The 24,248-nt window shown below is 44.9% G+C and carries 26 protein-coding genes; 15 read left to right on the top strand and 11 right to left on the bottom strand.

What is annotated here, in order from left to right:
- Positions 1-43 precede the first annotated feature (43 nt).
- Complete coding sequence (locus DSM107010_RS04295) at positions 44-1,189, top strand: NAD(P)/FAD-dependent oxidoreductase (protein WP_106167970.1); 1,146 nt, start codon at positions 44-46, stop codon at positions 1,187-1,189.
- A gap of 70 nt (positions 1,190-1,259) precedes the next feature.
- Here DSM107010_RS04295 and DSM107010_RS04290 read toward each other — a convergent pair whose 3' ends face one another.
- A complete protein-coding gene (locus DSM107010_RS04290) occupies positions 1,260-2,606 on the bottom strand; it encodes a GAF domain-containing sensor histidine kinase (protein ID WP_106167971.1) in 1,347 nt (448 codons plus the stop codon).
- A 296-nt stretch (positions 2,607-2,902) separates the two neighbouring features.
- On the opposite strand from DSM107010_RS04290, the gene DSM107010_RS04285 reads away from it, so the two are divergent.
- The gene (locus DSM107010_RS04285; RefSeq protein WP_015153575.1) at positions 2,903-3,217 is read left to right on the top strand and encodes a DUF3155 domain-containing protein; all 315 of its coding nucleotides are present in this window, start codon (positions 2,903-2,905) and stop codon (positions 3,215-3,217) included.
- Between the two features lie 187 nt (positions 3,218-3,404).
- Here the strand turns inward: DSM107010_RS04285 and DSM107010_RS04280 are convergent, their stop codons facing one another.
- Positions 3,405-3,935, bottom strand: coding sequence for a cofactor assembly of complex C subunit B (locus tag DSM107010_RS04280; RefSeq protein ID WP_015153574.1), 531 nt, complete (start codon positions 3,933-3,935; stop codon positions 3,405-3,407).
- A 69-nt stretch (positions 3,936-4,004) separates the two neighbouring features.
- Positions 4,005-4,352 (bottom strand): PadR family transcriptional regulator, encoded by a 348-nt coding sequence (locus DSM107010_RS04275; RefSeq protein ID WP_015153573.1) that lies wholly within the window; start codon positions 4,350-4,352, stop codon positions 4,005-4,007.
- 357 nt (positions 4,353-4,709) lie between these two features.
- Between DSM107010_RS04275 and DSM107010_RS04270 the strand changes: the two genes are divergently transcribed.
- From DSM107010_RS04270 to rpsN, 5 genes are all read left to right on the top strand, one after another.
- Entirely contained in the window at positions 4,710-5,288 is a 579-nt protein-coding gene (locus DSM107010_RS04270; protein ID WP_015153572.1) for a DUF3611 family protein, read from the top strand.
- A 195-nt stretch (positions 5,289-5,483) separates the two neighbouring features.
- Positions 5,484-6,770 carry a serine--tRNA ligase gene (gene serS, locus DSM107010_RS04265; RefSeq protein WP_106167972.1) on the top strand — a complete coding sequence of 429 codons (1,287 nt, stop codon included), beginning with the start codon at positions 5,484-5,486 and terminating at the stop codon, positions 6,768-6,770.
- A 164-nt stretch (positions 6,771-6,934) separates the two neighbouring features.
- Positions 6,935-8,026 (top strand): RIP metalloprotease RseP, encoded by a 1,092-nt coding sequence (gene rseP, locus DSM107010_RS04260; RefSeq protein ID WP_015153570.1) that lies wholly within the window; start codon positions 6,935-6,937, stop codon positions 8,024-8,026.
- Positions 8,023-8,718, top strand: a complete 696-nt coding sequence (nth, locus tag DSM107010_RS04255) for an endonuclease III (protein WP_015153569.1) — start codon at positions 8,023-8,025, stop codon at positions 8,716-8,718. The genes rseP and nth overlap by 4 nt, the downstream gene beginning before the upstream one ends.
- A 205-nt stretch (positions 8,719-8,923) precedes the next feature.
- Positions 8,924-9,226, top strand: a complete 303-nt coding sequence (gene rpsN, locus DSM107010_RS04250) for a 30S ribosomal protein S14 (RefSeq protein ID WP_015153568.1) — start codon at positions 8,924-8,926, stop codon at positions 9,224-9,226.
- Between the two features lie 3 nt (positions 9,227-9,229).
- On the opposite strand, the gene DSM107010_RS04245 is transcribed toward rpsN, so the two are convergent.
- Positions 9,230-9,559, bottom strand: coding sequence for a hypothetical protein (locus tag DSM107010_RS04245; protein ID WP_015153567.1), 330 nt, complete (start codon positions 9,557-9,559; stop codon positions 9,230-9,232).
- Positions 9,560-9,763: 204 nt separating this feature from the next.
- Here DSM107010_RS04245 and aat point away from each other — a divergent pair, with 204 nt between their 5' ends.
- Positions 9,764-10,345, top strand: a complete 582-nt coding sequence (gene aat, locus DSM107010_RS04240) for a leucyl/phenylalanyl-tRNA--protein transferase (RefSeq protein WP_015153566.1) — start codon at positions 9,764-9,766, stop codon at positions 10,343-10,345.
- A gap of 161 nt (positions 10,346-10,506) precedes the next feature.
- Complete coding sequence (locus DSM107010_RS04235; protein WP_015153565.1) at positions 10,507-10,752, top strand: ChaB family protein; 246 nt, start codon at positions 10,507-10,509, stop codon at positions 10,750-10,752.
- A gap of 171 nt (positions 10,753-10,923) precedes the next feature.
- Here DSM107010_RS04235 and DSM107010_RS04230 read toward each other — a convergent pair whose 3' ends face one another.
- A complete protein-coding gene (locus DSM107010_RS04230; RefSeq protein WP_106168739.1) occupies positions 10,924-11,649 on the bottom strand; it encodes a Crp/Fnr family transcriptional regulator in 726 nt (241 codons plus the stop codon).
- Between the two features lie 521 nt (positions 11,650-12,170).
- Between DSM107010_RS04230 and DSM107010_RS04225 the strand changes: the two genes are divergently transcribed.
- Both DSM107010_RS04225 and DSM107010_RS04220 read left to right on the top strand, forming a co-directional pair.
- Positions 12,171-12,899, top strand: a complete 729-nt coding sequence (locus tag DSM107010_RS04225) for a Crp/Fnr family transcriptional regulator (protein WP_015153563.1) — start codon at positions 12,171-12,173, stop codon at positions 12,897-12,899.
- 340 nt (positions 12,900-13,239) lie between these two features.
- Positions 13,240-14,262, top strand: coding sequence for a hypothetical protein (locus tag DSM107010_RS04220; RefSeq protein ID WP_106168741.1), 1,023 nt, complete (start codon positions 13,240-13,242; stop codon positions 14,260-14,262).
- 82 nt (positions 14,263-14,344) lie between these two features.
- On the opposite strand, the gene DSM107010_RS04215 is transcribed toward DSM107010_RS04220, so the two are convergent.
- The 4 genes from DSM107010_RS04215 to DSM107010_RS04200 all read right to left on the bottom strand — a co-directional run bounded on the left by DSM107010_RS04215 (position 14,345) and on the right by DSM107010_RS04200 (position 16,598).
- Positions 14,345-14,872, bottom strand: coding sequence for a hypothetical protein (locus DSM107010_RS04215; protein WP_015153561.1), 528 nt, complete (start codon positions 14,870-14,872; stop codon positions 14,345-14,347).
- A 185-nt stretch (positions 14,873-15,057) separates the two neighbouring features.
- Positions 15,058-15,486: a hypothetical protein gene (locus DSM107010_RS04210; RefSeq protein ID WP_015153560.1), complete on the bottom strand. Its 429-nt coding sequence runs from the start codon at positions 15,484-15,486 to the stop codon at positions 15,058-15,060.
- 118 nt (positions 15,487-15,604) lie between these two features.
- Complete coding sequence (locus DSM107010_RS04205; protein WP_015153559.1) at positions 15,605-15,784, bottom strand: CsbD family protein; 180 nt, start codon at positions 15,782-15,784, stop codon at positions 15,605-15,607.
- Positions 15,785-16,070: 286 nt separating this feature from the next.
- Complete coding sequence (locus tag DSM107010_RS04200; protein ID WP_015153558.1) at positions 16,071-16,598, bottom strand: hypothetical protein; 528 nt, start codon at positions 16,596-16,598, stop codon at positions 16,071-16,073.
- A 283-nt stretch (positions 16,599-16,881) separates the two neighbouring features.
- On the opposite strand from DSM107010_RS04200, the gene uvrB reads away from it, so the two are divergent.
- The 3 genes from uvrB (at position 16,882) to lpxD (ending at position 21,584) form a co-directional block, all read left to right on the top strand.
- Positions 16,882-18,879 (top strand): excinuclease ABC subunit UvrB, encoded by a 1,998-nt coding sequence (gene uvrB / locus DSM107010_RS04195; protein WP_015153557.1) that lies wholly within the window; start codon positions 16,882-16,884, stop codon positions 18,877-18,879.
- Between the two features lie 97 nt (positions 18,880-18,976).
- Positions 18,977-20,338 (top strand): BaiN/RdsA family NAD(P)/FAD-dependent oxidoreductase, encoded by a 1,362-nt coding sequence (locus DSM107010_RS04190; RefSeq protein WP_127022437.1) that lies wholly within the window; start codon positions 18,977-18,979, stop codon positions 20,336-20,338.
- A 208-nt stretch (positions 20,339-20,546) separates the two neighbouring features.
- On the top strand, positions 20,547-21,584 hold the full coding sequence (gene lpxD / locus DSM107010_RS04185; protein ID WP_106169253.1) for a UDP-3-O-(3-hydroxymyristoyl)glucosamine N-acyltransferase: 1,038 nt from the start codon (positions 20,547-20,549) through the stop codon (positions 21,582-21,584).
- A 152-nt stretch (positions 21,585-21,736) separates the two neighbouring features.
- Here lpxD and DSM107010_RS04180 read toward each other — a convergent pair whose 3' ends face one another.
- Positions 21,737-22,543 carry an SDR family NAD(P)-dependent oxidoreductase gene (locus DSM107010_RS04180; RefSeq protein WP_106169254.1) on the bottom strand — a complete coding sequence of 269 codons (807 nt, stop codon included), beginning with the start codon at positions 22,541-22,543 and terminating at the stop codon, positions 21,737-21,739.
- A gap of 236 nt (positions 22,544-22,779) precedes the next feature.
- On the opposite strand from DSM107010_RS04180, the gene DSM107010_RS04175 reads away from it, so the two are divergent.
- Positions 22,780-23,565, top strand: a complete 786-nt coding sequence (locus tag DSM107010_RS04175; protein WP_181246470.1) for an HAD family hydrolase — start codon at positions 22,780-22,782, stop codon at positions 23,563-23,565.
- A gap of 123 nt (positions 23,566-23,688) precedes the next feature.
- Here the strand turns inward: DSM107010_RS04175 and DSM107010_RS41080 are convergent, their stop codons facing one another.
- Positions 23,689-24,240 carry a phage holin family protein gene (locus tag DSM107010_RS41080; protein ID WP_241994120.1) on the bottom strand — a complete coding sequence of 184 codons (552 nt, stop codon included), beginning with the start codon at positions 24,238-24,240 and terminating at the stop codon, positions 23,689-23,691.
- Positions 24,241-24,248 lie beyond the last annotated feature (8 nt).

Below are 24,248 nucleotides of genomic sequence, written 5' to 3'. Positions count from 1 at the left end.
TACGGTAGGATCTGGATGAGCGATCGAACAGCGTATGTGAAGTATGAAAATATACGATTGGATTGTAGTAGGTGGAGGTATTGCTGGCGCAGCTTTGAGCTACGAATTAGTTCAGCAAGGCTTTTCCGTCCTGCTGCTAGAACAAGATCCAACAGGGCAAAATGCGACTCGCTATAGCTATGGTGGTTTAGCTTTTTGGTCTGGTACTACCGATACGATGCGTCAATTGTGCGCTGAAGGAATCGCCCGTCATCGCATTCTCTCGGAAGAATTAGCCGCCGACACTCAATTTCGGGAATTAGACTTACTGCTGACAATTGCAGCTGATGACGACCCCGCAGCAGTCGCTGCTACCTATGCTGATTTTGCCATTCCGCCACAACTTCTCAGCATTTCAGAAGCCTGCGAATTAGAACCATTATTAAACCCTGACGCGATCGCCGGAGCATTGACGGTAAAACACGGTCATATCAATGCTGAAAAAACCGCTCAAGCCTACATCCAAGCCTTTCTACGGGCGGGGGGCGATCTTCAGTTTGCTCAAGTACTCAAACTCTGGCAACAAGGCGACAAGGTAGAAGGGGTAAAAACCGTTAGCGAGACGTATTGCAGTGCCAACACAGCGATCTGCGCGGGTGGATTGAGTCGTGCTTTACTCAAAGCAGCAGGCATTTCGATCAAACTGTACTTTACTCATGCTGAGTTAATTGACATTCCACCAGTTGACATCCAATTGCGATCGCTCGTGATGCCAGCTCGACTTCAACGCTTTCAACTAGAAGCCGCATCGACGACAAACGATCGCCTATGGGACGAACAAGGATTAGAACTCGCACCCCCAATTTTAGATGCTGGGGCGATTCAATTTCTCGATGGTAGCCTGCGATTAGGGCAGTTGAGCCGCACTTTGACCGATACCCAAGCCACCATTAATCCCGAAGCCAGCGAAGCTACTATTCGAGCAAGTGTAGAGCAAATTTTACCAGCACTCAAAAACCTGCCGGGAACTTGGCATCACTGTTTAGTTAGTTTCAGCCGCGTTAGCAAAGCTGAACGAAGTTATCCCCTGCCACTAATCGGTAACATTCCTGGCAAAACAGGCATCCACACCTTCTCTGGATTCAGCAATCCCCTAGTTATCATCCCACCCCTAGCGCAGCGCTTTGCTCGTTCAGTTATCAGGGAGTAGGGAGTAGGGAGTAGGGGAAAAGAGCTGAGGGAGCTGAGGGAGCTGAGGAGGATGGGGGAGAAAATACCAATTACCCATTACCCATTACCATTAACCAAACAATAAACGTAGTTCCCCCTCTACTTTCTGGGGTGGGATGCCACAAAGCAGGACTAAAAACTTCAATCGTGCCTTGCATTTGTTCGATCAGTGCCTTAGCAATTGCTAGTCCCAAACCCGTACCAGGAATATCTGAATCTGCTTGTCTACCTCGGTAGTGGCGATCGAAAATTCGCTCCTTATCTTGCGGGGGGATACCTACCCCCGTGTCGCTAATGGCGATGCCCTGGAAGTTGTCTCGCTCTAATCCTGCTTGGACGTAAATTTTGCCTCCAGGCGGAGTATATTTAATCGCATTGTCAAGCAAATTGCTTAATACCTCACGCAATTCTCTTAGATGAGCGCGCACTGCTGGTAAATTTGGTGGCAGATCTGCAAGCAGCTCTAAGTTGCGTTCTTGAGCGATCGCCCAAGCAGAAGCTAGCAAGGGTTTTAGCACGTCCTCAATCGTGCAAATCTCGCTCTGAGTGCCTTCGCGATTGGGCAGCAGTGGTAAAGGGGTATTGAGTATAGGTATTGCCGATCGCACCTCTGTGGCTGGAGGAAGGGATTTGGTTGGTTCTAAATCTTCCTCTGTCATGTCGATGACTCGATCGAATTGTTGCAGCAATTCTTGCAAGCGATCGCTTTCTCTCACGATATTGTCTGCCACAGCTCGGTTTGCATCTCCAGGCAGCAGGCGCTTGAGCAGCAATTTGCCGAACGTCCGCAACGCCGTCAGTGGGTTGCGAAACTGGTGCAGTAAGTTATCTAATAACTCTCGCTGCTGGGCTTGTAGTTGCTTTTGCTGGCTGAGCTGCTGCTCCGATCGCTCTCGTCGCCGATCTAAAAGTCTTGCCAACGCTAGCGTTTGCGCCACTCGTTCGATTTCATGCCGTTCTCGCTCGTTCCATGCTCTATCCTCCCGACTAGTCACGAGTAGTCCAATTAACACTCCTTCATTAAGCAGTGGTAAAACAATCTGTTGGCTCGGTACTAGCGCTTTATCTGCCGTTTCTGGCGGTTCAGCTACATTTGCCTCGGTCGGTAGTTCCGGCAAAGATACAGTATCTATATTTTTTGCAGTGGCTTTTGCTTGCAATCGCGGTGGCTGAAGGCGACTTGTTGTAGCAGGAAGTGCTGCACTATTTAACTCTAGTCCCTGCCACCTCACTGCTGACTCTGGATAGGCTACGACAGGGATCAGCTTCTCCTGTGCTGTTCCTTCCTCTACTAATCTTTCCGTCAGATATACCACGCTCAAAGCCGCCCCCATTCCTTGGGTTAGCAAGGCAACTTGAGAGCGACACAATGAAATAAACTCAGCACTGGCAGGCATTACGAAGGGCTACGGCAAGAATTTGGGAGTCGGGGGAAGAGAGCTGGGGGAGCAAGACAAGTCACGAGTCACAAGTCGTTGATAACTGACAACTGATAACTGAATTGTAAGTGGATTAAGAATCTTAATTGACTGCGATCGCTTGTGTCGTTTTATTAATCATATTTTCAACATTAGCGGGTTTTTTGTTGCAAACGCTTAACATAAGTTGATTTTTCTAACTCAAATCGATATACTGACGACGGATTTTGTAAATATAAATACAATTTTCTGGTTAAAAAAAGGAGGGAGACAGGTTGGCAAGAAGACGCAAGCGCAAAAGTCGTCGTCGCCAGGAAGGACGTCGCATCCTCGAGCATGTGCCTCAATATAGCATTGAAAGTGGCGAAGATAAACCCGTGACTGCTGCTCGGAAGTTTATTCAAGCGGAGGGAATTGCTCCGCCTGCATTGCTGCTGGTTAAGCGAAACGAGCACACTACAGATCGCTACTTCTGGGCAGAAAAAGGTTTGTTTGGGGCGCAGTATGTAGAAGAGAATCATTTCTTGTTCCCTAGTCTACGGGTACTAGAAAATCCTCCTGAAAAGGAACTCGTTGCCGCACACAGGTAGCCTAAGGCGTTGCCGAAGCTAAATGACAACCAAAAGTTAGGTATTGGAGATTTTGAAATCATTAGCGTTTTAGTCAAATGCGAGTGAGTCGCGTTTAGCAAAGCAAAGATGAAATTTAGGGGAAGTATATACTTCCCCTAAAATATTGCTACACGCAAGGCTACGCGAATTCCAGATTTCGATCTCCTTACTCTGCTGGCTTCAAATTCAGCGATCGCTGCAATTGAATTAACTCATCCCGATGAGCGGTGACTGTGAGTAGGCTTTGTGGCGAGATGCGATCGCCCGTATTTGCCTCTAATTTAAGAGATACCCGTTCTTTCCTGGCTGCTTTTTTCCAATAGAAAATACCTGCTGTTGGAGCTAGCAAAATCAGGAGCGAGAAAGCCGCCGTCCAGTTTGGAAATAGTAACGACCAAACCAAGATCAGGCAAAGAATTCCCACCGTGGCAAGGATTGAGAGAAACACAGCTAGAAACAAGCTCGGTCGGATAACTCCCTCAAACGTAACAGAATTTTTCTCAGCATCCACCTCGGACACAGTGTAGGAACGCGAGCGCAAATACTGTTGTAGTTGCGCCATCAACGAAGCTTCTGGCTGTGCGGACACCAGATGGAGCGTTTGCGTTCGGTCTTTAGTAGAGGCTCGAATGAAGAAAAATAGCCCCACTGACAGCAATAAAGTCAGCAGTAGGGTCGATGAGAGAATCGGAGTCATAGCTATCTTGCGTTTGAACAGCGCCTGTTCGACTTTTTCACAATCGATTTTTGCACGATCGATCAGCCATTAGCGTACCACCTTACTAATATACTCTTGCCACAGTCGAGATAACTCCTGCGCCTGTACTTGCCATTCTGGGCTTATCTGATACATCCGTCGCGGTCGCCCTCTTCCCTCAACCTTCTTCCAGTAGCCGAGAATTGCCTTTTCATCTTCCAGGAACTTAAGTGCGCTATATAGGACTGTATCGGAAAGGCGATAATTAGGGTATTCGCTCTCCAGCTTTTGAATCAGTTCCGTGCCGTAGGATTCTCCTTTTAACAAAACTGACAGCACGTAACATACTGCAAGTTCTTGGCTCAAATAGGTCGGAGGAGGATTTTGGAAAAACTGATAAATATCCTCAATTCTCATAGCTTTAGTTTACTTCTCATCCATAAATCACAAAAAACAGCACTTTTGACAATCATCTCTGACGAAATCCTTGTTTCTCACACTCAGCCGCGATCGCTCTGCAAAACTTCGCCGATCGCACCGGAATGCGGTTGAGGCAATTTTAAACGCAGAACCATAAGTTGTCTGCTAAACTTCATTCAAAATTCATTACATTTTTGCTTCTTGTCTGACCTAACGCGACAAGATCTCTTACAGGAAGGGCTGTGGAGTAGGGTTTGAGGATTTTGGATGTAAGAATTATTACAAGTTACGAATTATGAATTCTATTTTAAGAGTGATAAGTATCTGTTTAATAAATCCAAACTGGAGATAAATATGTTTGATAAGTCGGGTACGAAGCCTCCTCCGGCATCGCTTGAATCCATTGCTAACCAGTTTCGGCTGACTGGTTGGATTGGCTTCTGGTCGCAGATCGTTTTGGGTGTTGTTTCTGCCATAGTTTTATTGCTATTTGCCGTATTCAGTCAGCGAACTGGTAGTCCTAGTAACAATCCTGGAACTGGATTTGGTATTTTTCTCGCTGTCTGCGGCTTGATTGCCCTTGGCATGAGCGTCTACTGTGCTTTTCGATACACCAGACTAGGCAGACAACTCCGGTCATCTAATCCTGCTAACCGTCCGCGCAAAGTTTATACGATTCAAGTGATCAAATTTGCTTTAGTCGTTAACTTGGTAGGAATGCTCTTAAGCCTGTTTGGAGCTTATGCGATTATTGGGACTCTATTTGCTAGAGCCATATCACCCCAGGCGATCGCAACCGGAATATTCGATCCCAATCGGATCATTGGCGGATTGGACATATTAGCAGTGCAAGCAAACACGAACACCATTTTTGCTCACTTTCTGGGATTATCCAGCGCTTTATGGCTACTCAATCGGATTAATCGGAGTTAAGCGAGGAGTGAGGAGCAAGGAGTGAGGAGTGAGGGAAGAAGTGGGAGAGGGAGAAGAAATGGTATTTATTTTTCCCTTGTCTCCTTGTCTGTTTTTTCCAATAATCCCTCGCTCCTCGCTCCTCACCCCTCACTCCCCACTCCTTACCGCTCGTGATAGTGTTGTAACCAGAACTAGAAGAAGCTAAACAGATCCGTGCTGGATATTAAGCAAATTAGAGAAAATCCCCAAACCGTGCAAGAACGGTTGCAGCGTCGTGGCGACTATGACTTGCAACCATTGTTGGAGTTAGACCGTCAACAGCGGGACTTAGAACAAGCGCGATCGCAACTCCAAGCCCGTAGTAACGAAATTGGTAAACTCGTCGGACAAAAAATTAAATCTGGTAGCAGTCCTGACTCTCCAGAAGTGCAAGATTTGCGAGAAGAAGGCAACACGATCAAAACTCGGTTGAGCGAACTCGAACCGCAAGAAAGAGAGCTAAAAGAACAAATCGAAACTTTCTTGCTAACAATTCCTAACTTACCAAGCGATTCTACTCCGATTGGCAAAAACGAAACAGAAAACATTGAAGTGCGGCGTTGGGGCGATGAGTATCTGCCCCAAAACGCGAACATTCTGCCCCATTGGGAAATTGGTGAAAAGCTAGGTCTGCTCAATTTCGAGCGATCGACAAAAATAGCTCAAAGCCGTTTTGTCAGTTTAATTGGTATTGGGGCGCAGTTGGAAAGAGCGTTAATTCAATTCATGCTCGATCGCCAAACCGCCGCAGGTTATGTAGAAATTATCCCACCCTTTTTGATTAATTCTCAATCCCTCACAGCCTCCGGTCAACTACCCAAATTTGCTGAAGAAAGCTTTAAGTGCGCCAATGACGATCTGTGGCTCAGTCCCACAGCTGAAGTTCCAATTACTAATTTCTATCGAGGGGAAATTTTAGCAGCAGAAGATTTGCCAATTAATCACTGTGCTTATACGCCTTGCTTTCGCCGCGAAGCTGGTAGCTATGGTAGAGATACACGGGGACTGATTCGACTACACCAATTTAACAAAGTCGAATTATACAAATTCGTCCATCCCGACACCTCGGAACAAGAGCATCAAAAACTATTGCACGACGCAGAAGCGATCTTACAGGCATTACAACTGCCTTATAGAGTTCTAGAACTGTGTACAGGCGATCTTGGCTTTTCGTCTACAAAAACCTATGACTTAGAAGTATGGCTACCCTCATCAGAAAAATATCGAGAAATCTCCAGTTGTTCTAATTGCATGGATTTTCAAGCTCGCAGGGGGAGCATTCGGTTTAAGGAAGCAGGCAAAAAAGGAACCCAGTACGTCCACACTCTCAACGGTTCCGGCTTAGCTGTAGGTCGGACAATGGCAGCAATTTTAGAAAATTACCAGCAGCTAGATGGCACGGTAAAAGTACCGGAGGTGTTGCAACCTTACTTAAGGCGAGAAGTCATTGGAGAGAGGTGAGGGAACAGCGATCGGTGACCAGCGATCGGTGACCAGTTATCTGTGGCTAGTGGCTAGTGTCTTGAAGAATCTAACCACTAGCCACTAGTCACTAGTCACTAATTACCACGCACCACTCATTACAATGAAGAAATATGTAGCTAAATTTATCGAGAATTGATTCTATGTCAGTTTTGGCAGCGATCGCAGTCTTAGCCGTTTTAATTTTGGTACACGAGCTAGGACACTTTATAGCCGCACGGTCACAGGGTATTCATGTCAATCGTTTTTCCTTGGGCTTTGGACCGATTTTGTGGAAATATCAGGGACCGGAAACCGAATACGCGGTTCGTGCTTTTCCCTTGGGTGGTTTCGTGGGATTTCCTGACGACGATCCCGATAGTACGATTCCTCCTAATGACCCCAATCTTTTACGCAATCGCCCGATTCTCGATCGCGCAATTGTCATTAGTGCTGGGGTAATTGCCAACTTAATTTTTGCCTACTTGCTTTTGGTGACTCAAGTAGGAACTGTAGGCGTGCAAAAATTCGTCCCCGAACCTGGGGTACTCGTCCCTGTGGTGGCTACAGATGTGAGTTCTGTGGCTGCTAAGGCGGGCATTCAACCAGGAGATGTAATTTTAGCAATCGAGGGAAAGCGATTAGAGGCTGTTCCCGGGACTTTGGAATACGTCAAGCAGACGATCGCAACGCATCCCAACCAACCTTTAGAACTACAACTTCAACGGGGCGATCGAACTCTAGATTTAACTATTACGCCAGAACGCAGCCCTGAAGGTCAAGGACGGATCGGCGTTCAACTCAACCCCAACGGTAAACTAGAAACTCGCCGTGCTGCGAATATTCTGCAAGCTTTCAATGTGGGAGCAAACGAATTCCAAAAAATTGTCGTTCTCACGGGTCAGGGATTCGTCCAACTGATTAGTAACTTCAGCCAAACTGCCAACCAAGTTGCAGGACCAGTCAAAATTGTAGAGTTTGGCGCAAATATTGCCCAATCGAATCCAGCTAATTTACTTCAATTTGCCGCTTTAATCAGCATCAACCTTGCTATCATCAACATCTTGCCTCTACCAGCTCTAGATGGTGGTCAATTGGCGTTCTTATTTGTGGAAGGACTGCGCGGTAAGCCTCTACCGACTCGCATTCAAGACGGCGTAATGCAAACAGGGCTAATGCTATTGTTAGGATTGGGAATTTTCCTGATCGTGCGCGATACTGCTAACCTACCTTGGGTGCAAAAGTTCTTTCAGTGAACATAACTCGGAAGTGGGCATCGAAAAAACAACGGGCATTGGAAATTCTAGTGCGCCTGAAGCGGCTGTACCCCAATGCCCCTTGTACGCTCAATTATGCAACACCTGTTCAGCTTCTGGTTGCAACTATACTTTCAGCTCAGTGTACGGACGAGCGCGTGAACTTAGTCACGCCTGCTTTATTTGGGCAGTTTCCCGATGCTGAAGCACTAGCTAAGGCGGAACCAGTTGAGATTGAAAATCTCATCCGTTCGACAGGGTTCTATCGCAACAAAGCTAAGAACATTCAAGCCGCCTGCCGGATCTTGGTAGCGGAATATGGAGGACAAGTCCCTCCCAGCATGGAACAGCTTTTACGCTTGCCAGGAGTGGCGCGAAAAACGGCAAATGTGGTGCTGGCTCATGCCTTTGGGATTAATGCTGGAGTCACGGTAGATACCCACGTCAAACGCTTGAGCTATCGTTTAGGATTGACGAAAAATACAGATCCCATTCACATCGAGCGCGATTTGATTCGGTTGCTCCCCTCAGATGACTGGGAAAACTTTTCAATTCGGATTATTTATCACGGACGAGCTATTTGCAAAGCACGCAATCCTGCATGTCAGGCATGTTTGCTCTCCGATTTGTGTCCCTCAGCCGATCTGCCGTTATTAGACGAGATTCCCCCTAGTGTTTTGAGTGAGGAGTGAGGAGTGAGGAGTGAGGGAGACAAGGGAGAGGGGGGAGACAAGGGAACTGGGGGAGAGTCGCCCAGCTGAGGGAGAAAGAAATTTACAATCTCCACACCCTACACCCCACTAGCCACTAGCCACTGAGAACTGATAACTGATAACTGATAACTGATGAGATATAATGAAAAACGGTGTCTTTAGGGAACAATAGCTTTCAGCATTTATGGCTAAAAAGAGCATGATCGAGCGCGAGAAAAAGCGCCAAAAGATAGTTGCAAAGTATGCTGACAAACGTGAGGCATTACTTGAGGATTTTCACAACGCCGAATCTCAAGTCGAGAAACTAGAAATCCATCGGCAAATTCAACGCTTACCCCGCAGTAGCTCTCGCACCCGCCTCCACAATCGTTGCTGGGTTACGGGTCGTCCTAGAGGGTATTACAGAGACTTTGGGCTGTCTCGGAACGTGTTGAGAGAGTGGGCGCACGAAGGGCTATTACCAGGAGTCGTTAAGTCGAGCTGGTAGGTTTTATTGACCGCAACAGCGATCGATGCCCAAGCTATCTAGGAGCAGATCGCTGACTGCATTAGCAACAGCAAATTCGCTGTAAAAGCTTTTAGAAAAATCAAATTCTTGCATTTCTGTGACGATCGCGATCGCTAGTGAACCTAGATCGTTCTCTCCCTCCATTCGCTGCCGGACGAAGATTTGAGCAGCGCGACGAGATATTTGTTGATTAGCTGGCTCTGGCAGAAATTCTGTATCGAGCCATTGTTGCAGGGCTGCTCGCAACCATTCCCCCTCTTGTAGAGGATCTTTAGCTGGTGGCAATGTGACTGGCGGAATTGGTTCAGCCATAACTAGGGGTGAGGAGCTAGGGGTGAGGAGCTAGGGGTGAGGAGCTAGGGGCTGGGGGCTAGGGTAAGAGAATTTAGTATATTATTCTATATTTTCGGTTCAGAATCAAAAGTATCAGTTATCAGTTATTAGTGACTAGTGGCTAGTGGCTGGACTCAATTCTTGTCACTAGCCACGCTTTCACTATCCACTCACCAATGACCAATGACCAAATATGACGTGTCTGCAATCGTAGAGGGATATGCCCAAGGCTATTTCCTGATGGCTGACGAGACAGGTGAAAATTTGAGTTGGTATTCTTGCAGCGATCGCACTTTCATTCCCTTGGATGAAAGATTTCATTATCCTAAGTCTTTACGGCGAGTTTTAAACTCTAACCGTTTTACTGTTGCCATTAATCGCGATTTCAAAGCTGTGGTAGCTGGATGTGCTAACCGCCAAACAACTTGGATTTCCTCTCAATTAAAAGAAATTTACTGGTTGCTCTATCAATCTGGTTATGCTTATAGTTTTGAAACTTGGCAAGGAGATGAATTAGCAGGAGGAATTTTAGGAATTGCGATTGGTGGTGCTTTTATCGGTGAGTCAATGTTTTATCACATCCCCGAAGCTTCTAAAGTCGCAATGGTGAGGTTAGTCGAAAGATTGCGCGATCGCCACTTTGTTTTCTTCGACGCTCAAATGATGAACCCTCACTTAGCAAGATTTGGGGCTTACACAGTCAGCGAGAAAGAATATCGTTCTTTACTCCGTCTCGCTTGGAAAAGCTCTTGTTCTTTCGCTTAAGCTTTATCAATCGAAAAAATACTTTTAGATAATTAGTGTGGTAATTTAGAATACTCGATTGAAAAAACTACCTGCTGTTGTATTTATGCTTGTGGAAAGAGGAAGCCTCTCTATTTCCTATTTAGGATTGAACTAATAATGAAAGTAAGGAAAAATAGATCGTGGCTTACAACAATGTAGAAGAATTACCGGCAGAAATTACCGAAAAGTTACCCCAACACGGACAGCAGATCTTTTTAGCCGCATTTAATGCCGCACAGTCAGATGGGATGAGTGAAGACGCTGCAACGAACGTTGCTTGGAACAGCGTTAGCCAAGAATACGAACAAGGGGAAGATGGTCAGTGGCATCAGAAACCAGAAGATCCCGCAGTACACGATAAGTCTACCGTATCTGGTGGTAATTAGTAGATAGTTTTAACATCCGATCCTAAGACTCAGCGATCGCAAAACTATTTAACACGAGCTGGCACGAATTTGAACAAAGCTCAGGTTAAGAAAACTAAGGTTAAGAAAACCCGCCCGTGCGGGTTTCTTCTATTTTTTAATCGTTTAGGATGGAATCGCAACTGCGAACCATCAGCCAAACAAGCGATCGCGTTCTGCTCGTAGCAAACTGTAACACTCGCACGCTGTCGCCTCTAAACCTTGGCGATCGCAAATTGTCATCTTACCGCGATTATATTGAAGTAAGCCTATTTTTTGCAGTTTTAATGCCACCTCTGTCACGCTAGCGCGGCGCACGCAAAGCATTTGAGCTAAAAACTCTTGGGTTAATTCAAATTTATCGTCTCTGGCACTATCGTGCATCATCAGTAACCAGCGACAGCATCGTTGTTCGACGGGATGGCGGCTGTTACAGGCAGATGTTTGAGCAATTTGGATTAGGAGCAGATTGATATACCGTTGTATCCAGAGCGATAGAGTATCGACTTGAGCGATCGCTTGCTTGAAGACATCGGCTCTCAGCCGTATTGCTTCCCCTGGAATTTGAACGATCGCCTTAAAGTTAGATATGTCGGTTCCCAAAAATAAGGGAATCCCTGCCATGCCATCGTTACCTACAACACCTACCTCTACGGCAGTACCGTCTGTCATAACGGTTAAGAGGGAAACTAAACAACTCGTTGGAAAATAGACATAAGGTATTCGCTCTTGTGGCTGAAACAAAACCTGCTTGAATGCCAAAGAAACAATTTCGAGATGAGATTGGAGGCTGCAATAGGCTTCTTGAGATAAAGCAGATAGTAAGCGATTGTTTAGATCCTTTTGATTAACTTTTCGATCGAGTTCAGATCCACTCATTGGCAGATGTCCTTAGCCATGTGTTTTTTATCAGGAAAAGGTATGGCACAGGACAGGGCAGTGTTTTTCCTCATTATATTTCTCACCGAGAAGTAAATCTTAACTCCTACTTAAGAATACCTACAAAATTAGTATAACAAGCCGTGTATGTACGTTATCGTACTTTGGTTTTTGTCAGCTTTGTGTACGATTTTGAAGTGAAAAGCTGAGCTATGCCTGTAACTCCAATTGCATGAAGTCAAAATATTATCGATTTATCGCTCCAATTCAATACGAGATCTTCATTCTTCATATTCGATATTGGCTACTATGTCAATGCTATTTCTTGGTAGAAGCAAGCTAGTAGTAAATAGCTCAAATATTTTGATTTTCCCCTCATTTTAATTTTCCTGCGACGCTCGATAGATGACAGTGCCGACATCCTCGAAACTAATGCTGGAGTGATGTCAAAACTTATCTTGCGCGATCGAAGCAGGTTAAACCCCAATTATTTTCAATTAAATCGATGGAGGAAGCTTTACGTGTCGGATTCTGAAGCTAACGAGCTTTATCGCAAAAATCACTTGCTGGCTGCTTTACCAACGGAGGAATACCAACGCCTACAACCTCACTTAGAAGTTGTCTGCTTATCTCATCGGCAGATTTTGCATGAAATTAACGAGCTAATCGAATACGTTTATTTTCCCACTCAGGCTTTAGTGTCTATGGTATCGCTGATGGAGGACGGAGCGACAATAGAAGTTGGTGTAGTGGGAAGAGATGGTATGGTGGGTTTACCAGTCTGCTGGGGAGGTGGCAGCGTCACAACTCAGGCGATCGTGCAGATTCCTGGTGAGGCGATCGGAATAACAGCCGATCGCCTCAAAGCCGAATTCGATCGCCACGGAGTGCTACACCGGCTCATACTGCTCTATACCCAAGCTTTGTTTACTCAAGTAGCTCAAACAGCTGCTTGTAACAGCCGCCACACTGTAGAGCAGCGCTTGGCGCGGTGGTTGCTATCAATTGAAGATCGAATTGAGTCCGAGCAATTGTTACTGACTCAAGAATTTATCGCTCAAATGTTAGGTATCCGCCGTTCTGGAGTGACTGTTGCGGCTACAGCTTTACAACAAGCGGGAATGATTCGATATTCTCGGGGCAAAATTGCTATAGTCGATCGCCAACTGCTGCAATCTAGTGCCTGTGAGTGTTACAAAGTCGTCAAAAATGAGTTCGATCGCTTGATACGTTTAACACACAATATTTAACACGCAATCCCAATCAATTCGCCGCTTCATTCACTGTTGAGATTGTGCGAGTCTACGTCCGCTACCGTACAGTCATTTTTTACCTCAGTAGATATACTACTTTAAGCATATCTATTCTCATAGCTGGAAACTTTGAATTTTTCAGAGTTGTTTTATTGCTTAGTTGCATTCCTTCTAATGTCAACTAGCTTAACAGCAAAGTTTAACCAACACAAACGCTCCGATTGGAAGAATTCTGACAGATCGAGTTGACTTACCTCTCAAAAATTGTAATAGTCGAGCGCAACGCCGTTTAACTTGACTAAGCTGCTTCTATACATTTTGACTTATGAGTTTTCTTATGACCTCAGGAAACGAGCGCGACATCCAAAATCAGAAAGTTGCTAAGCTTTGGGGTAGTAGTTGGCAAAAACTCAGTCCTAAGCAGCGACAGTTGGTTGGAGACATCATGCAAGATGTCAAGATCGTGTCTATTGGCGATCCTCTGGAAGTAGAAGTTAGTAAAATGCCGCCGCCAGATTTTGCCAACGTTACGCCAAGCAATCGCTCTACTTACTTTGGCGAGCATAGTTCTTCCGAGCCTTATTCCACTGATGTTTTCGCAATGACATGGCAATCGGTTCTAGAGAAAACTACAGATGCTTTGGTAGAAGAACAAAAGGATTTGAAGCAGCTTCAGTTTATCTTTCAAGAACTAGATTATCAAAAACTTACAAACAATACTATTAATGATATTAGTACGATTGTCAGACAGCCAGCAGATTTGGAGGCGATCGCAACACTTGAAGCCCAAACCGAGCTACTGAAAGAACTACTCGATAACTATTTTATTCAAGCGTTTTCATCTATAGCAAATTGCTGTGAAATATCTCTACAAAGCGATTTAGATGAGGCACTTAAAGATTTAGTTCAACAAGCACAAAATTTAGGGTTACTAGGATTGGGAGCTTTTACACTCGCAGCAAATTTACATCTATTGCTTTTACACGAAAAGGTGAAATCTTTCCCCCAAGAGCGACAGAATTTCAACCGCATTCTCAATCATTATATAGCTTATGTCAAAAATACAATAAGGCTCATATTTAGACTATCTGTAGGCAAAATTGATAAAGCTTGTACGTGTATAAAATATTATTCAAATTTTGATGAGAACCCAGAATATGAATGTCTATATTCTGATGGGAAAGACATTTATATTTTTCGCGATCGCAGCGAACGAGCAGGATATGAGTGTAACAAACACAGATTAAGAATGTTTCATTCTACGGTAGACCGGGTGATGCAATTCATAGTTCAACCTCTGCGATCGACAATTAAAGTCTGGGAAAAACTAGTAGTTCAGATGTCGCTTTCACCTATGTAGAGATACAAGTTGTGGTAGGGGCGCACAGCCGTGCGCCCCTACATAATGTATTGCACCACAGTACAATCTCTATGCCTAAATGTTATTTCCGATGACTACCTAACCACTTAGCCGCAGCGATACCCAATACGGCTGCTACTAGGGGATTGCTAAGGAACTTGATAATAGCTGGTTGTTCCGCCATGACTTCTTGGAAGATGTCTGGATGGTTGTGATATGCATAAGCAGCCAATTTGCTCACATCATCAGCACTCATACGGTTGGGATTGTGGGTAGAGAGTCCCAGTTGTCTTTCTAAATCGCGATCGTGTAGTCCTTTCTTACTTAAATGCTTGAAGAAAGCCCGCGCCACATCATCCCGTTCGTTGGGTTTAATTTGGGCGATCGCTTTTTGCAATTCTGGCTCCATTTGCGCTGGAGGAATGCGCTCGTGCTGTAAAGAGTTACCGAACATTTGGCGGCGCTGATCGTATGACGATCTTTGAGCGAAATCGTCAAAGTTCTCGTACTCTTGTTCTGGATTATTTGAGGGATATGCGTCAAGGTTTTCCGTGTTACCTTGCGCTAGATCGCCCATGATTTCCCTTCTGTATTTGTCGCTGCTAGTCATAATTCCAATCTCCTTTTTTTAAACCGTTCACCTGTCATCAGCTAGTTTGAATAGCTGTTTTATCAAGAGAGCGGGTTTATTAATATCTACTTTTATAAGTAAGAAGTTCGGGTGAACCCGGCCCTACAGTTATCGTTCATTTAACTAATGACAAATGACCAATGACTAATGACAAAAAAATGACCCTATTTGTACTGAATCTGATTTGTTTGCACATCGTATTGTGCTGTCAAAATCAGTTTTTTGTCAGGAGCGTACATTAAGACTGTCAAGTCCTGGTTAGGGAAGTTTTTATGAAACCCTTGTGCCAAAGATTTCGCTAATGGCTTCACTTCATTCGGACGAACATCCGGGGTAATAACTACGCCTAGCTTATTGTTGTCTCTTACATATGCGTCTTGAACCAGTCCTTTGCCTGTGCGAGTTACCCAAGTCCCAAAGTCTTGCCCGACTGGTGTATTCCCACGAGCAATTTGTCCGTAATCAGCACTGCGGCTAACTGTTGGTACGTTAGCATTGGGTTGCTTTGCTTGTACGCTGCTACTACAAGCAACTGTTGTTGTCAGTAAGAAAATGGCTGAAAGAACGATCGCAATTCTACGAAAGTGCTGCATGAAATTCACTTCCGTTTCCTCCCTAAAATTATTGATGTCAATTCCGTTTTTGAAAAAATTGAGGAAGGTAAAATTTCACACTCTCACTTATTTTACCTTCCGATTTTTTAAAGTTTGATTAGAGGTTCTTCTTCACTTCATCTTTTACGTCTTCAGCAGCATGACGTGTTTGTCCTTCTGCTTGCTTGGCTTTGCCTTCTGCTTTATCTTCAGGATCGCCTGTAATATTTCCTAAAGCTTCTTGGGCTTTTCCTTCAATATTTTTAGCAGTAGCTTTTGCTCTATCTTCTGCGCTCATGCTATTTCTCCTTGTGAATTCAAATTAGCTTCTAAGTTGAGTGCCAACTTGAGAGAGCTTTTGTCTCTACACTGAACAATTTATCTGAAAATAATAGTTTTAGCCTTCTGCCACAAGACTGATTCGAGTTCTCTATAAAAAGAAAGAGATAAAGCTTAGTAAGTCAAAAGTCAAAAGTTAAAAGTTAAGAATTACTATCGCAAATGACAAATGACGAATGACCGATAAAAAAACCTAGCTGTATTAAACAACTAGGTTTATAAAGGCACGATTAGATTTTGATTTCTTAATCGATATAACCCATTAAATATGGATAGTTGTCGATTTCATTAGAAGCAATTGGACGCATTCCAGAAGATACATAAGTGGTGGAGAAATCAAAGGCATCTTCGGCAATGGGGCGATCGCCCATTAAGGGAATAATGTTGGAGTATTTGAACTGGTCTGCCATAATCGGACGCAATCCAGCTGAGTTGATTGTATCCACAATCTCTAAATGATTTGCCTCAATCGGGCGAATACCAGAGATGTTAACAGTGTCGAATGTATCAAAATCGGTAGCCATGATGGGGCGAATCCCATGCATGTTCACTTCTTCTCGCACCACTAAACTGCTTGCGGCGATCGGGCGCAGTCCTGCCACGTTGACAACACTACCAGCCAGTGGCTTACCATCGGCGGATACACTCAAAGCCGAACTTTCGATCTCGCCAGTCACCACTTGATTCTCAGCCTTAGACTCGGTACTCTTGGCACGCGGTCTGCGGCTGGTGGAACCGTTACCATTTTTTCTCGCATTACTGGCATTAGTCATAATCGCAAACCTCTAAGTTTCTATCGAGCAATAGCAAATAGCCAGAGAAAATTCCGAGTGGTTTTTATCGGTTAATTACTGCTATCTGAGTTTAACGTTAAAAAAGATTATATAGTTATAGGTATCTTAACGGAATAAACATAGAAAAACTTAAATATGTTAAGATAAATGAAGGTCATTGGTCATTAGTTGTTAGTTGAGCGTTGTTAGTTGTTAGTTGTTGGCAAGATATCACTAATAACTGGTCACCGGTCACTGGTCACTGATAACTACTCCCTTCTTCATGATGCAATTTAGCCTTCAAGCGCCGTTTGCACCTACAGGCGATCAACCGTCGGCGATCGCTCAACTTGTAAAGTCCATTCAAGCCGGACATCGTTACCAAACTTTACTTGGAGCTACGGGAACGGGTAAGACGTTTACAATGGCTGCGGTTATTGAAAAGATTGGCAAGCCAACACTGGTACTCGCTCATAATAAAACCCTTGCTGCCCAACTTTGTAACGAGTTGAGAGAGTTTTTCCCAAACAATGCGGTGGAGTACTTTGTCAGTTACTACGATTACTACCAACCAGAAGCCTACATCCCCGTCACCGATACATTTATTGAAAAAAGCGCTTCGATCAACGACGAGATCGATATGCTACGCCACTCCGCCACGCGATCGCTCTTTGAACGGCGAGACGCGATCGTCGTTGCTTCCATCAGTTGTATTTACGGTTTAGGAATGCCAGCCGAATACCTCCGCGCCTCGATTCCCTTACAAGTGGGAATGGAAGTGAATCAGCGGGAAATTTTACGCAGCTTAGCATCCGTACAGTACAACCGCAACGATGTAGAAATGGGACGGGGAAAATTTCGCGTACGGGGTGACGTATTAGAAATTGGACCCGCTTACGAAGACCGGATCGTGAGAGTAGAATTCTTTGGGGACGAGATCGACGCAATTCGATATGTCGATCCGGTGACGGGGGAAATCCTGCAGAGTTTGGAAGCGTTGAATATCTACCCAGCGCGACACTTTGTCACTCCAGAAGACCAGTTAGAATTTGCACTGGAAGCGATCGCGGCAGAACTAAAACAGCGTAAAGCCGAATTAGAAGCAGAGAATAAGTTACTTGAAGCACAACGCATTGACCAGCGGACGCGCTATGACTTAGAAATGTTGCGTGAAGTCGGCTACTGTAATGGCGTAGAAAACTATTCCCGTCACCTAGCGGGAAGACAAGCAGGGGAACCGCCAGAGTGTTTGATCGATTATTTCCCGAACGATTGGCTGTTGGTAGTAGATGAGTCTCACGTTACCGTACCCCAAATTCGGGGGATGTACAACGGCGATCGCGCCCGTAAGTTAGTCTTGATCGATCACGGTTTCCGCCTACCCAGCGCCGCTGACAACCGCCCGTTAAAATCAGAAGAATTTTGGGCAAAGGTGAACCAGTGCGTCTTTGTCTCCGCAACTCCTGGGAATTGGGAATTAGAGGTTTCAGAGGGACGAGTAGTAGAACAAGTGATTCGTCCTACAGGTGTAGTCGATCCAGAAATTTTCGTCCGTCCTACCGAGGGGCAAATTGACGATCTTTTAGGTGAAATTAAACAGCGGGTGGATCGGCGCGAACGGACGCTGGTAACAACCCTGACAAAGCGAATGGCAGAAGACCTGACAGAATATCTTCAAGACCACGGGATTCGCGTCCGATACCTCCACTCCGAGATTAATTCGATCGAACGGATCGAGATTTTACAAGATTTGCGCGAAGGTAGTTTTGATGTCTTGGTAGGAGTGAACCTGTTGCGGGAAGGATTGGACTTACCCGAAGTCTCGCTAGTGGCAATTTTAGACGCAGATAAAGAAGGATTCTTGCGGGCAGAGCGATCGCTAATTCAAACTATCGGTAGGGCAGCCAGAAACGTGCGGGGACAGGCGATTTTGTACGCCGATAACCTCACAGATAGCATGGCAAAGGCGATCTCGGAAACAGAACGACGACGGGCAATTCAAATCGAATATAACGAAAAGCACGGGATTACGCCCCAGCAGATCGTGAAAAAATCGAGTAACGCGATTTTATCCTTCTTAGCCGTGTCGCGTCGTTTAAACGCCCAAGAATTAGAAACTGTTTACGAACAAGCCAGCGATTTACCCTTAGAACAGATTCCAGAATTAATTACCCAACTGGAAGCACAGATGAAAGAAGCAGCAAAAAATCTAGAATTTGAAGAGGCAGCAAAATATCGCGATCGCATCAAGCATTTGCGGGATAAATTGCTGGGACATTAAATCAGTGGCTAGTGGCTAGTGACTAGTGACTAGATAAAGAATCCAGCTACTAGCTACCAGCCACTAGCCACTCACCAATTACCAATTACCAACTACCTTGCAATTGAAAGTCATAGTTATCGGCGGTGGGGCGGCGGGTTTTTTTAGCGCGATCGCCTGTGCTGAAAACCATCCCCACACGCAAGTTACTTTACTAGAAGCTGGTCGTCAACCATTGACAAAAGTATTGATTTCTGGCGGGGGACGCTGTAATGTCACCCATGCTTGTTTCGACCCAGCTGCACTAGTCCAAAATTACCCTAGAGGTGGGAAAGCCTTGCGGGGTGCATTCACTCGGTTTCAAAGTCAAGATACTGTCGATTGGTTTACTCGTCGCGGCGTACAGTTAAAAACTGAAGCAGACGGGCGGATGTTTCCCATCACCGATAATTCCGAAACCATCATCGAATGTCTGATCCATGCAGCTGCAAAAGCTGGCGTGAAGATAAGGAATAACGCGCCAGTGGCTGCTGTGTCGTATGTCGAGAGTCGGGAAGAAGGACAAGGGGACAAGGGGACAAGGGGACAAGGGGACAAGGGAGACAAGGGAGACAAGGGGGACAACTACCAACTACCCATTACCAATTCCCCATTACCCATTACCCATTACCCCAAATTTGAAGTCGAACTCAAATCAGGTGAAGTCCTAGAATGCGATCGCCTGCTATTAGCGACGGGTAGTAATGTGGCGGGTTATCGCATAGCGCGATCGCTGGGACATCAAATTGAGCCGCCAGTCCCGTCTTTGTTTACTTTTAATGTTTTGGATAAGAGTTTGCGAGAGTTGGCAGGGGTAAGCATGAACCCCGTGCATCTACGATTGCTGACGGATAGCAAGACAAAATTAGAACAAACGGGGGCGTTGCTAATTACCCATTGGGGTTTAAGCGGTCCCGCCGTCCTCAAACTTTCTGCGTGGGGGGCGAGGGCATTGCATGACTGCCACTATCAAGCGAAATTATTGGTTAACTGGTTGCCAGAATTGGATCGGGAAACGCTGCGATCGCAAATTCTCTCCGTCAAAACAGCACAACCAAAAAAAGCGATCGCTTCTTATCGTGGCGTGAATGTGTTGCCGCACCGTCTGTGGCAATACATAATTGTACGGGCGGGAATTGCGCCAGAAGACCGCTGGGCGGGAATCTCTAATAAGGAGATCGATCGCCTGATCCAAGAAATTGCTCAAGCTGAATACCTCATCCAAGGCAAAGGAGCTTTCAAAGAAGAGTTTGTCACCTGTGGCGGAGTCAATTTGAAAGAAGTTGACTTTAAAACCATGCAAAGTAAACTCGTCCCAGGGCTTTACTTTGCTGGCGAAATCCTCGATATTGATGGCGTAACTGGAGGCTTCAACTTTCAAAGTGCCTGGACAACTGCATGGTTGGCTGGACAAGCGATGGGAATTCGGAATTCGGAATAGACGCGCTCCGCTACACTGCGTGAACGGAATTCGGAATTAGTTCAGTACTCGCTATTCTCTGATTAGGATTGATGATGAAACTTCTTGCATGAACCGCAGTAATTGCATTAAATGTAGGGGCGAGTTCACCAAAAAATCGGCTCTTGACACGAATTTCAGGTAAACTCGCCCTAACGAGCCGTGCAAGCGTTCTGAGGATGAAGCGAACATGAAATTTAGCGAAATTGTCAGCAAATTGGGTGAGGCGGCTAGCAATAACAGCCTTGCTGCTAACCCAGACTGCGATCCAGAAATTACGGGTGTAGCCGCAGTCGATCGAGCAACGGCTGAAAATATCAGCTACATTGATGGAGACAAATTTGCTACTTACATTCATGAAACTGGCGCTAGCGCCTTGATTTTGCCTCAAGATGAAACTTTAAAGGAACAAGCGCAACACCGGGGAATTGCGTGGATCTCTACGTCTCAACCCAGATTGATGTTTGCTCAGACGCTGGCATTGTTCTATCAACCCTATCGTCCCAAACCAGCGATTCATCCTACGGCTGTGATTCATCCTTCGGTACAGTTAGGTGCGGATGTAGCAATTGGGGCGCATGTTGCGATCGAAGCTGGTGGAAAAATTGGCGATCGCGTCTGTATTCATCCTAATGTCGTGATTTATCCAGATGTAGAAATTGGCGATCGCACGGTGTTACACGCTAACTGTACAATCCAAGAACGCAGTCGGATCGGCGCTGATTGCACGATCCATAGCGGCGTTGTCATTGGTGCAGAAGGGTTTGGCTTCGTGCCTACGGCAACTGGTTGGTTCAAAATGGAACAGTCTGGCTTTGTGGTGCTAGAAGAGGGCGTAGAAGTAGGATGTAATAGCACGATCGATCGTCCTGCTGTAGGAGAAACCCGCATCGGTCGCAATACCAAACTCGATAATCTGGTACACATCGGTCACGGTTGCAAAATTGGTGCTAACTGTGCGATGGCGGCGCAAGTTGGCTTGGCGGGAGGAGTGGAACTTGGAAATGGCGTGATTCTCGGCGGACAAGTGGGAATTGCCAATGAAGTCAAAATGGGAAATGGGGCGATCGCTTCGGCTAAAACCGGAATTTATCACAACGTTAAACCGAAAGATATTGTTTCTGGTTATCCTGCTGTTCCCCACAAAATCTATCTCAAAAACTCGGCTATTTACAAGCGATTGCCAGAAATGTATGAATTTTTCAAGCAGAAAATGAAAGAAAAATAACTTCAGATTTGTGTACGGGCAGGTTTAGCAGATAGATTGACAGCCCTCTCTAGAGATTTTGGCTCAAAACCTGCCCCTACGACTATACAGGCGGGTTTAGCTGAGAGATTGACCTTCTTCCTAAATTGTCGGTCAAAACCCGCCCCTATGACCTACCTTTTAAATGTTTGCCGAGACAACCATTGCACGAACCCAGGGAACACATTATATGCAGCTTGAGCGAAATTTGCAGAACCAACCACGACTTCAGCCCTTTGGTGTTTAACTCCATCCCAAATTGCTTTCGCTACATCTTCCGGCTTTTCCACAAAAGGGGTATGTAGTATTTCTTCTAACTGTTGTCGGCGCGATTGGGCATCTGCTTCATCATGACCGGTAAAAATTGCCCGTTCTGTAAAACTGGTTTTAATAATGTTGGGATAAATGCCGCAGACGTGAATTCCTTTAGGCTTAAGTTCTGAATGCATGGCTGCTGTCATGCCAGCAACGCCGAATTTAGTGGCAGTGTAGGGAGCTAGGTAAGGAATTGGTACTTTACCCCCAATTGAACTGATATTGACGATCGCGCCTTGTCTGCGTGCCAGCATGTGCGGTAAAACGCTGTGGATTGTATGAACGTAGCCGCAGAGGTTGGTATCGATTGTATGATGCCACTCTTCTAGGGAAAAGCTTTCTACCGGACCTGAGACGTATATTCCGGCATTGTTGATCAGGACATCAATCGCGCCATAATGTTCTAGTGCTTTGTCGATCAGATTTTTTACTTGGTCTGGATCTCTAACATCTGTAGGGACTACCAAGGCTTGGCGATCTAGTTTTTGGATATCCTCTGCTACAACCGCGAGGCGATCTCTATGTCGCGCAGCCAGCACGAGATCGTAACCTTTGCTGGCAAAAAGCAAAGCAGTTGCTTCGCCGATTCCTTGGGATGCGCCTGTAATCAGTGCTATTGGAGCCATACCGAAAGTAAACTATCACTAGTATCTATTACTTGGCTATTCGTGTTTTATTACCTCCCTCTGTTGGCAGAATTCGCGAATGAGTCAAGAAAAAGATTTTTATGTCGCGCAAAGCCGCAAAGACGCGAAGTGTTTTTGTGGAGAAAGTTAAGGTTAAGAGAAGTTAAGAAGAGGGTTTATGTGTTTTTAAATGACGATTTTTTAGAATACTAAGATGTTTAAAATATTGGTCGATTATGAGATTTACTCCGCTCGAACAAATCGATAGCAATTTTCTCAGAAATATTAAAATAATTGCTACTGATATGGATGGAACTCTGACGCAAAAAGGGAAGTTTACGTCAGATTTATTGCTGATGTTTGAAAAGTTGGCTGTATCGGATCTCCAAGTTTTGATTGTGACTGGACGTTCGGCTGGATGGGTGAGTGGATTAGTCAATTATTTACCAATTGCTGGAGCGATCGCGGAAAATGGTGGTTTGTTTTATCCAGCAAAAAATGAAGAGGCAATCGCGCTTACATCCATTTCTAATAGATTAGAATATCGACAAGAATTAGCAGCAGTTTTTCAAAAACTCCAACAATCTTTTCCTCAAATTTGCGAGTCCAGCGACAATTGCTTTCGGATTACTGATTGGACTTTTGATGTACGAGGATTAAGTGCAGAACAATTAGAGCGACTCAGTAGTCTTTGTCAGGAATTAGGTTTGGGCTTTACTTACAGCAACGTTCAATGTCATATTAAGCCACTCAATCAAGATAAAGCAACTGGCTTAATGCAGGTTTTACAAGATTACTTTCAATGTCTGCCAGAACAGGTGTTAACTGTTGGTGATAGTCCTAACGATGAGAGTTTATTTAATCCTCAGTATTTTCCCTTTTCTGTCGGAGTTGCAAATGCGCTTGAGTATGCAAATCATTTAAGCTACCAGCCTGCTTATATTACAAAAGCAAGTGAAGGACAAGGATTTTGTGAGGCATGTAGGAAAATTCTCAGGGTTTCAGGTAAATTGAGTAACTAAAGTTTCAAACTTCAATGCGAAAATATCTGTATAATGCTGGAGATTTTTCTTGTATTTGAGAGCAATTTTGAAGGAAGTTATTCGAGCGATGATTCTCGGTTTTTTACTTCAAAATTTTGCAATCTAGCTCTGGACAACTCGCTCAACTACAAAATTAATAATGCCTGCAACTAACGTCAATACAATTGAGCCTAGCAAACCTGGTAACAATCCCGCGACAGTAAAACCAGGTGACAAAACGCTGGCAATCCAAATGCTTATCCCATTGACGACAAATAGAAATAATCCTAAAGTCAAGATTGTGAGTGGTAGAGTTAACACGCTCAAAATCGGTCTGATGACAGCATTAACTAAACCAATAACAACTGCTGCAATTAAAGCTGCGGTAAAGTTCGTGACTATAAAGCCATTGACAATGTTTGCCGTAATTAGTAAGGAAACTGCGGTCACGAGCCAAGTCAACAGGAAATGTATCATGGTAGTTTCTACTGAAATGACAAGATGATATTCTTCCTTATTTAATACATACCACAGTTGTGTTTGTCTGTTATAAATTTGCCACTCTCTAGCTGCTAATTTTAGGCAATTGGCTGGAGAGTATGGGTTACGCTTCTGCCCTCTGTTCTCTACCCCCTGCCTTTCAGATTGAATGCGATAAGCTGAAAAGAGTAGCATTGAGATCT

This window comes from Chroococcidiopsis cubana SAG 39.79, assembly GCF_003991895.1.
GTDB lineage: Bacteria > Cyanobacteriota > Cyanobacteriia > Cyanobacteriales > Chroococcidiopsidaceae > Chroococcidiopsis > Chroococcidiopsis thermalis.
The sequence above is the reverse complement of the archived record's forward strand: the minus strand, read 5'-3'. Positions and strand labels throughout refer to the sequence as shown.

Bases quoted from the DNA above. Each gene is read 5' to 3' on its own strand.
- DSM107010_RS04290 (WP_106167971.1), bottom strand. From the start codon at position 2,606: ATGCCTGCCAGTGCTGAGTTTATTTCATTGTGTCGCTCTCAAGTTGCC.
- DSM107010_RS04215 (WP_015153561.1), bottom strand. From the start codon at position 14,872: ATGACTAGCAGCGACAAATACAGAAGGGAAATCATGGGCGATCTAGCG.
- DSM107010_RS04205 (WP_015153559.1), bottom strand. From the start codon at position 15,784: ATGAGCGCAGAAGATAGAGCAAAAGCTACTGCTAAAAATATTGAAGGA.
- rpsN (WP_015153568.1), top strand. From the start codon at position 8,924: ATGGCTAAAAAGAGCATGATCGAGCGCGAGAAAAAGCGCCAAAAGATA.
- DSM107010_RS04280 (WP_015153574.1), bottom strand. From the start codon at position 3,935: ATGACTCCGATTCTCTCATCGACCCTACTGCTGACTTTATTGCTGTCA.
- DSM107010_RS04270 (WP_015153572.1), top strand. From the start codon at position 4,710: ATGTTTGATAAGTCGGGTACGAAGCCTCCTCCGGCATCGCTTGAATCC.
- uvrB (WP_015153557.1), top strand. From the start codon at position 16,882: ATGATGCAATTTAGCCTTCAAGCGCCGTTTGCACCTACAGGCGATCAA.
- DSM107010_RS04220 (WP_106168741.1), top strand. From the start codon at position 13,240: ATGACCTCAGGAAACGAGCGCGACATCCAAAATCAGAAAGTTGCTAAG.
- DSM107010_RS04200 (WP_015153558.1), bottom strand. From the start codon at position 16,598: ATGACTAATGCCAGTAATGCGAGAAAAAATGGTAACGGTTCCACCAGC.
- lpxD (WP_106169253.1), top strand. From the start codon at position 20,547: ATGAAATTTAGCGAAATTGTCAGCAAATTGGGTGAGGCGGCTAGCAAT.
- DSM107010_RS04175 (WP_181246470.1), top strand. From the start codon at position 22,780: ATGAGATTTACTCCGCTCGAACAAATCGATAGCAATTTTCTCAGAAAT.
- DSM107010_RS04180 (WP_106169254.1), bottom strand. From the start codon at position 22,543: ATGGCTCCAATAGCACTGATTACAGGCGCATCCCAAGGAATCGGCGAA.
- DSM107010_RS04230 (WP_106168739.1), bottom strand. From the start codon at position 11,649: ATGAGTGGATCTGAACTCGATCGAAAAGTTAATCAAAAGGATCTAAAC.
- rseP (WP_015153570.1), top strand. From the start codon at position 6,935: ATGTCAGTTTTGGCAGCGATCGCAGTCTTAGCCGTTTTAATTTTGGTA.
- DSM107010_RS04275 (WP_015153573.1), bottom strand. From the start codon at position 4,352: ATGAGAATTGAGGATATTTATCAGTTTTTCCAAAATCCTCCTCCGACC.
- DSM107010_RS04245 (WP_015153567.1), bottom strand. From the start codon at position 9,559: ATGGCTGAACCAATTCCGCCAGTCACATTGCCACCAGCTAAAGATCCT.
- DSM107010_RS04210 (WP_015153560.1), bottom strand. From the start codon at position 15,486: ATGCAGCACTTTCGTAGAATTGCGATCGTTCTTTCAGCCATTTTCTTA.
- DSM107010_RS04295 (WP_106167970.1), top strand. From the start codon at position 44: ATGAAAATATACGATTGGATTGTAGTAGGTGGAGGTATTGCTGGCGCA.
- DSM107010_RS41080 (WP_241994120.1), bottom strand. From the start codon at position 24,240: ATGCTACTCTTTTCAGCTTATCGCATTCAATCTGAAAGGCAGGGGGTA.
- aat (WP_015153566.1), top strand. From the start codon at position 9,764: ATGACCAAATATGACGTGTCTGCAATCGTAGAGGGATATGCCCAAGGC.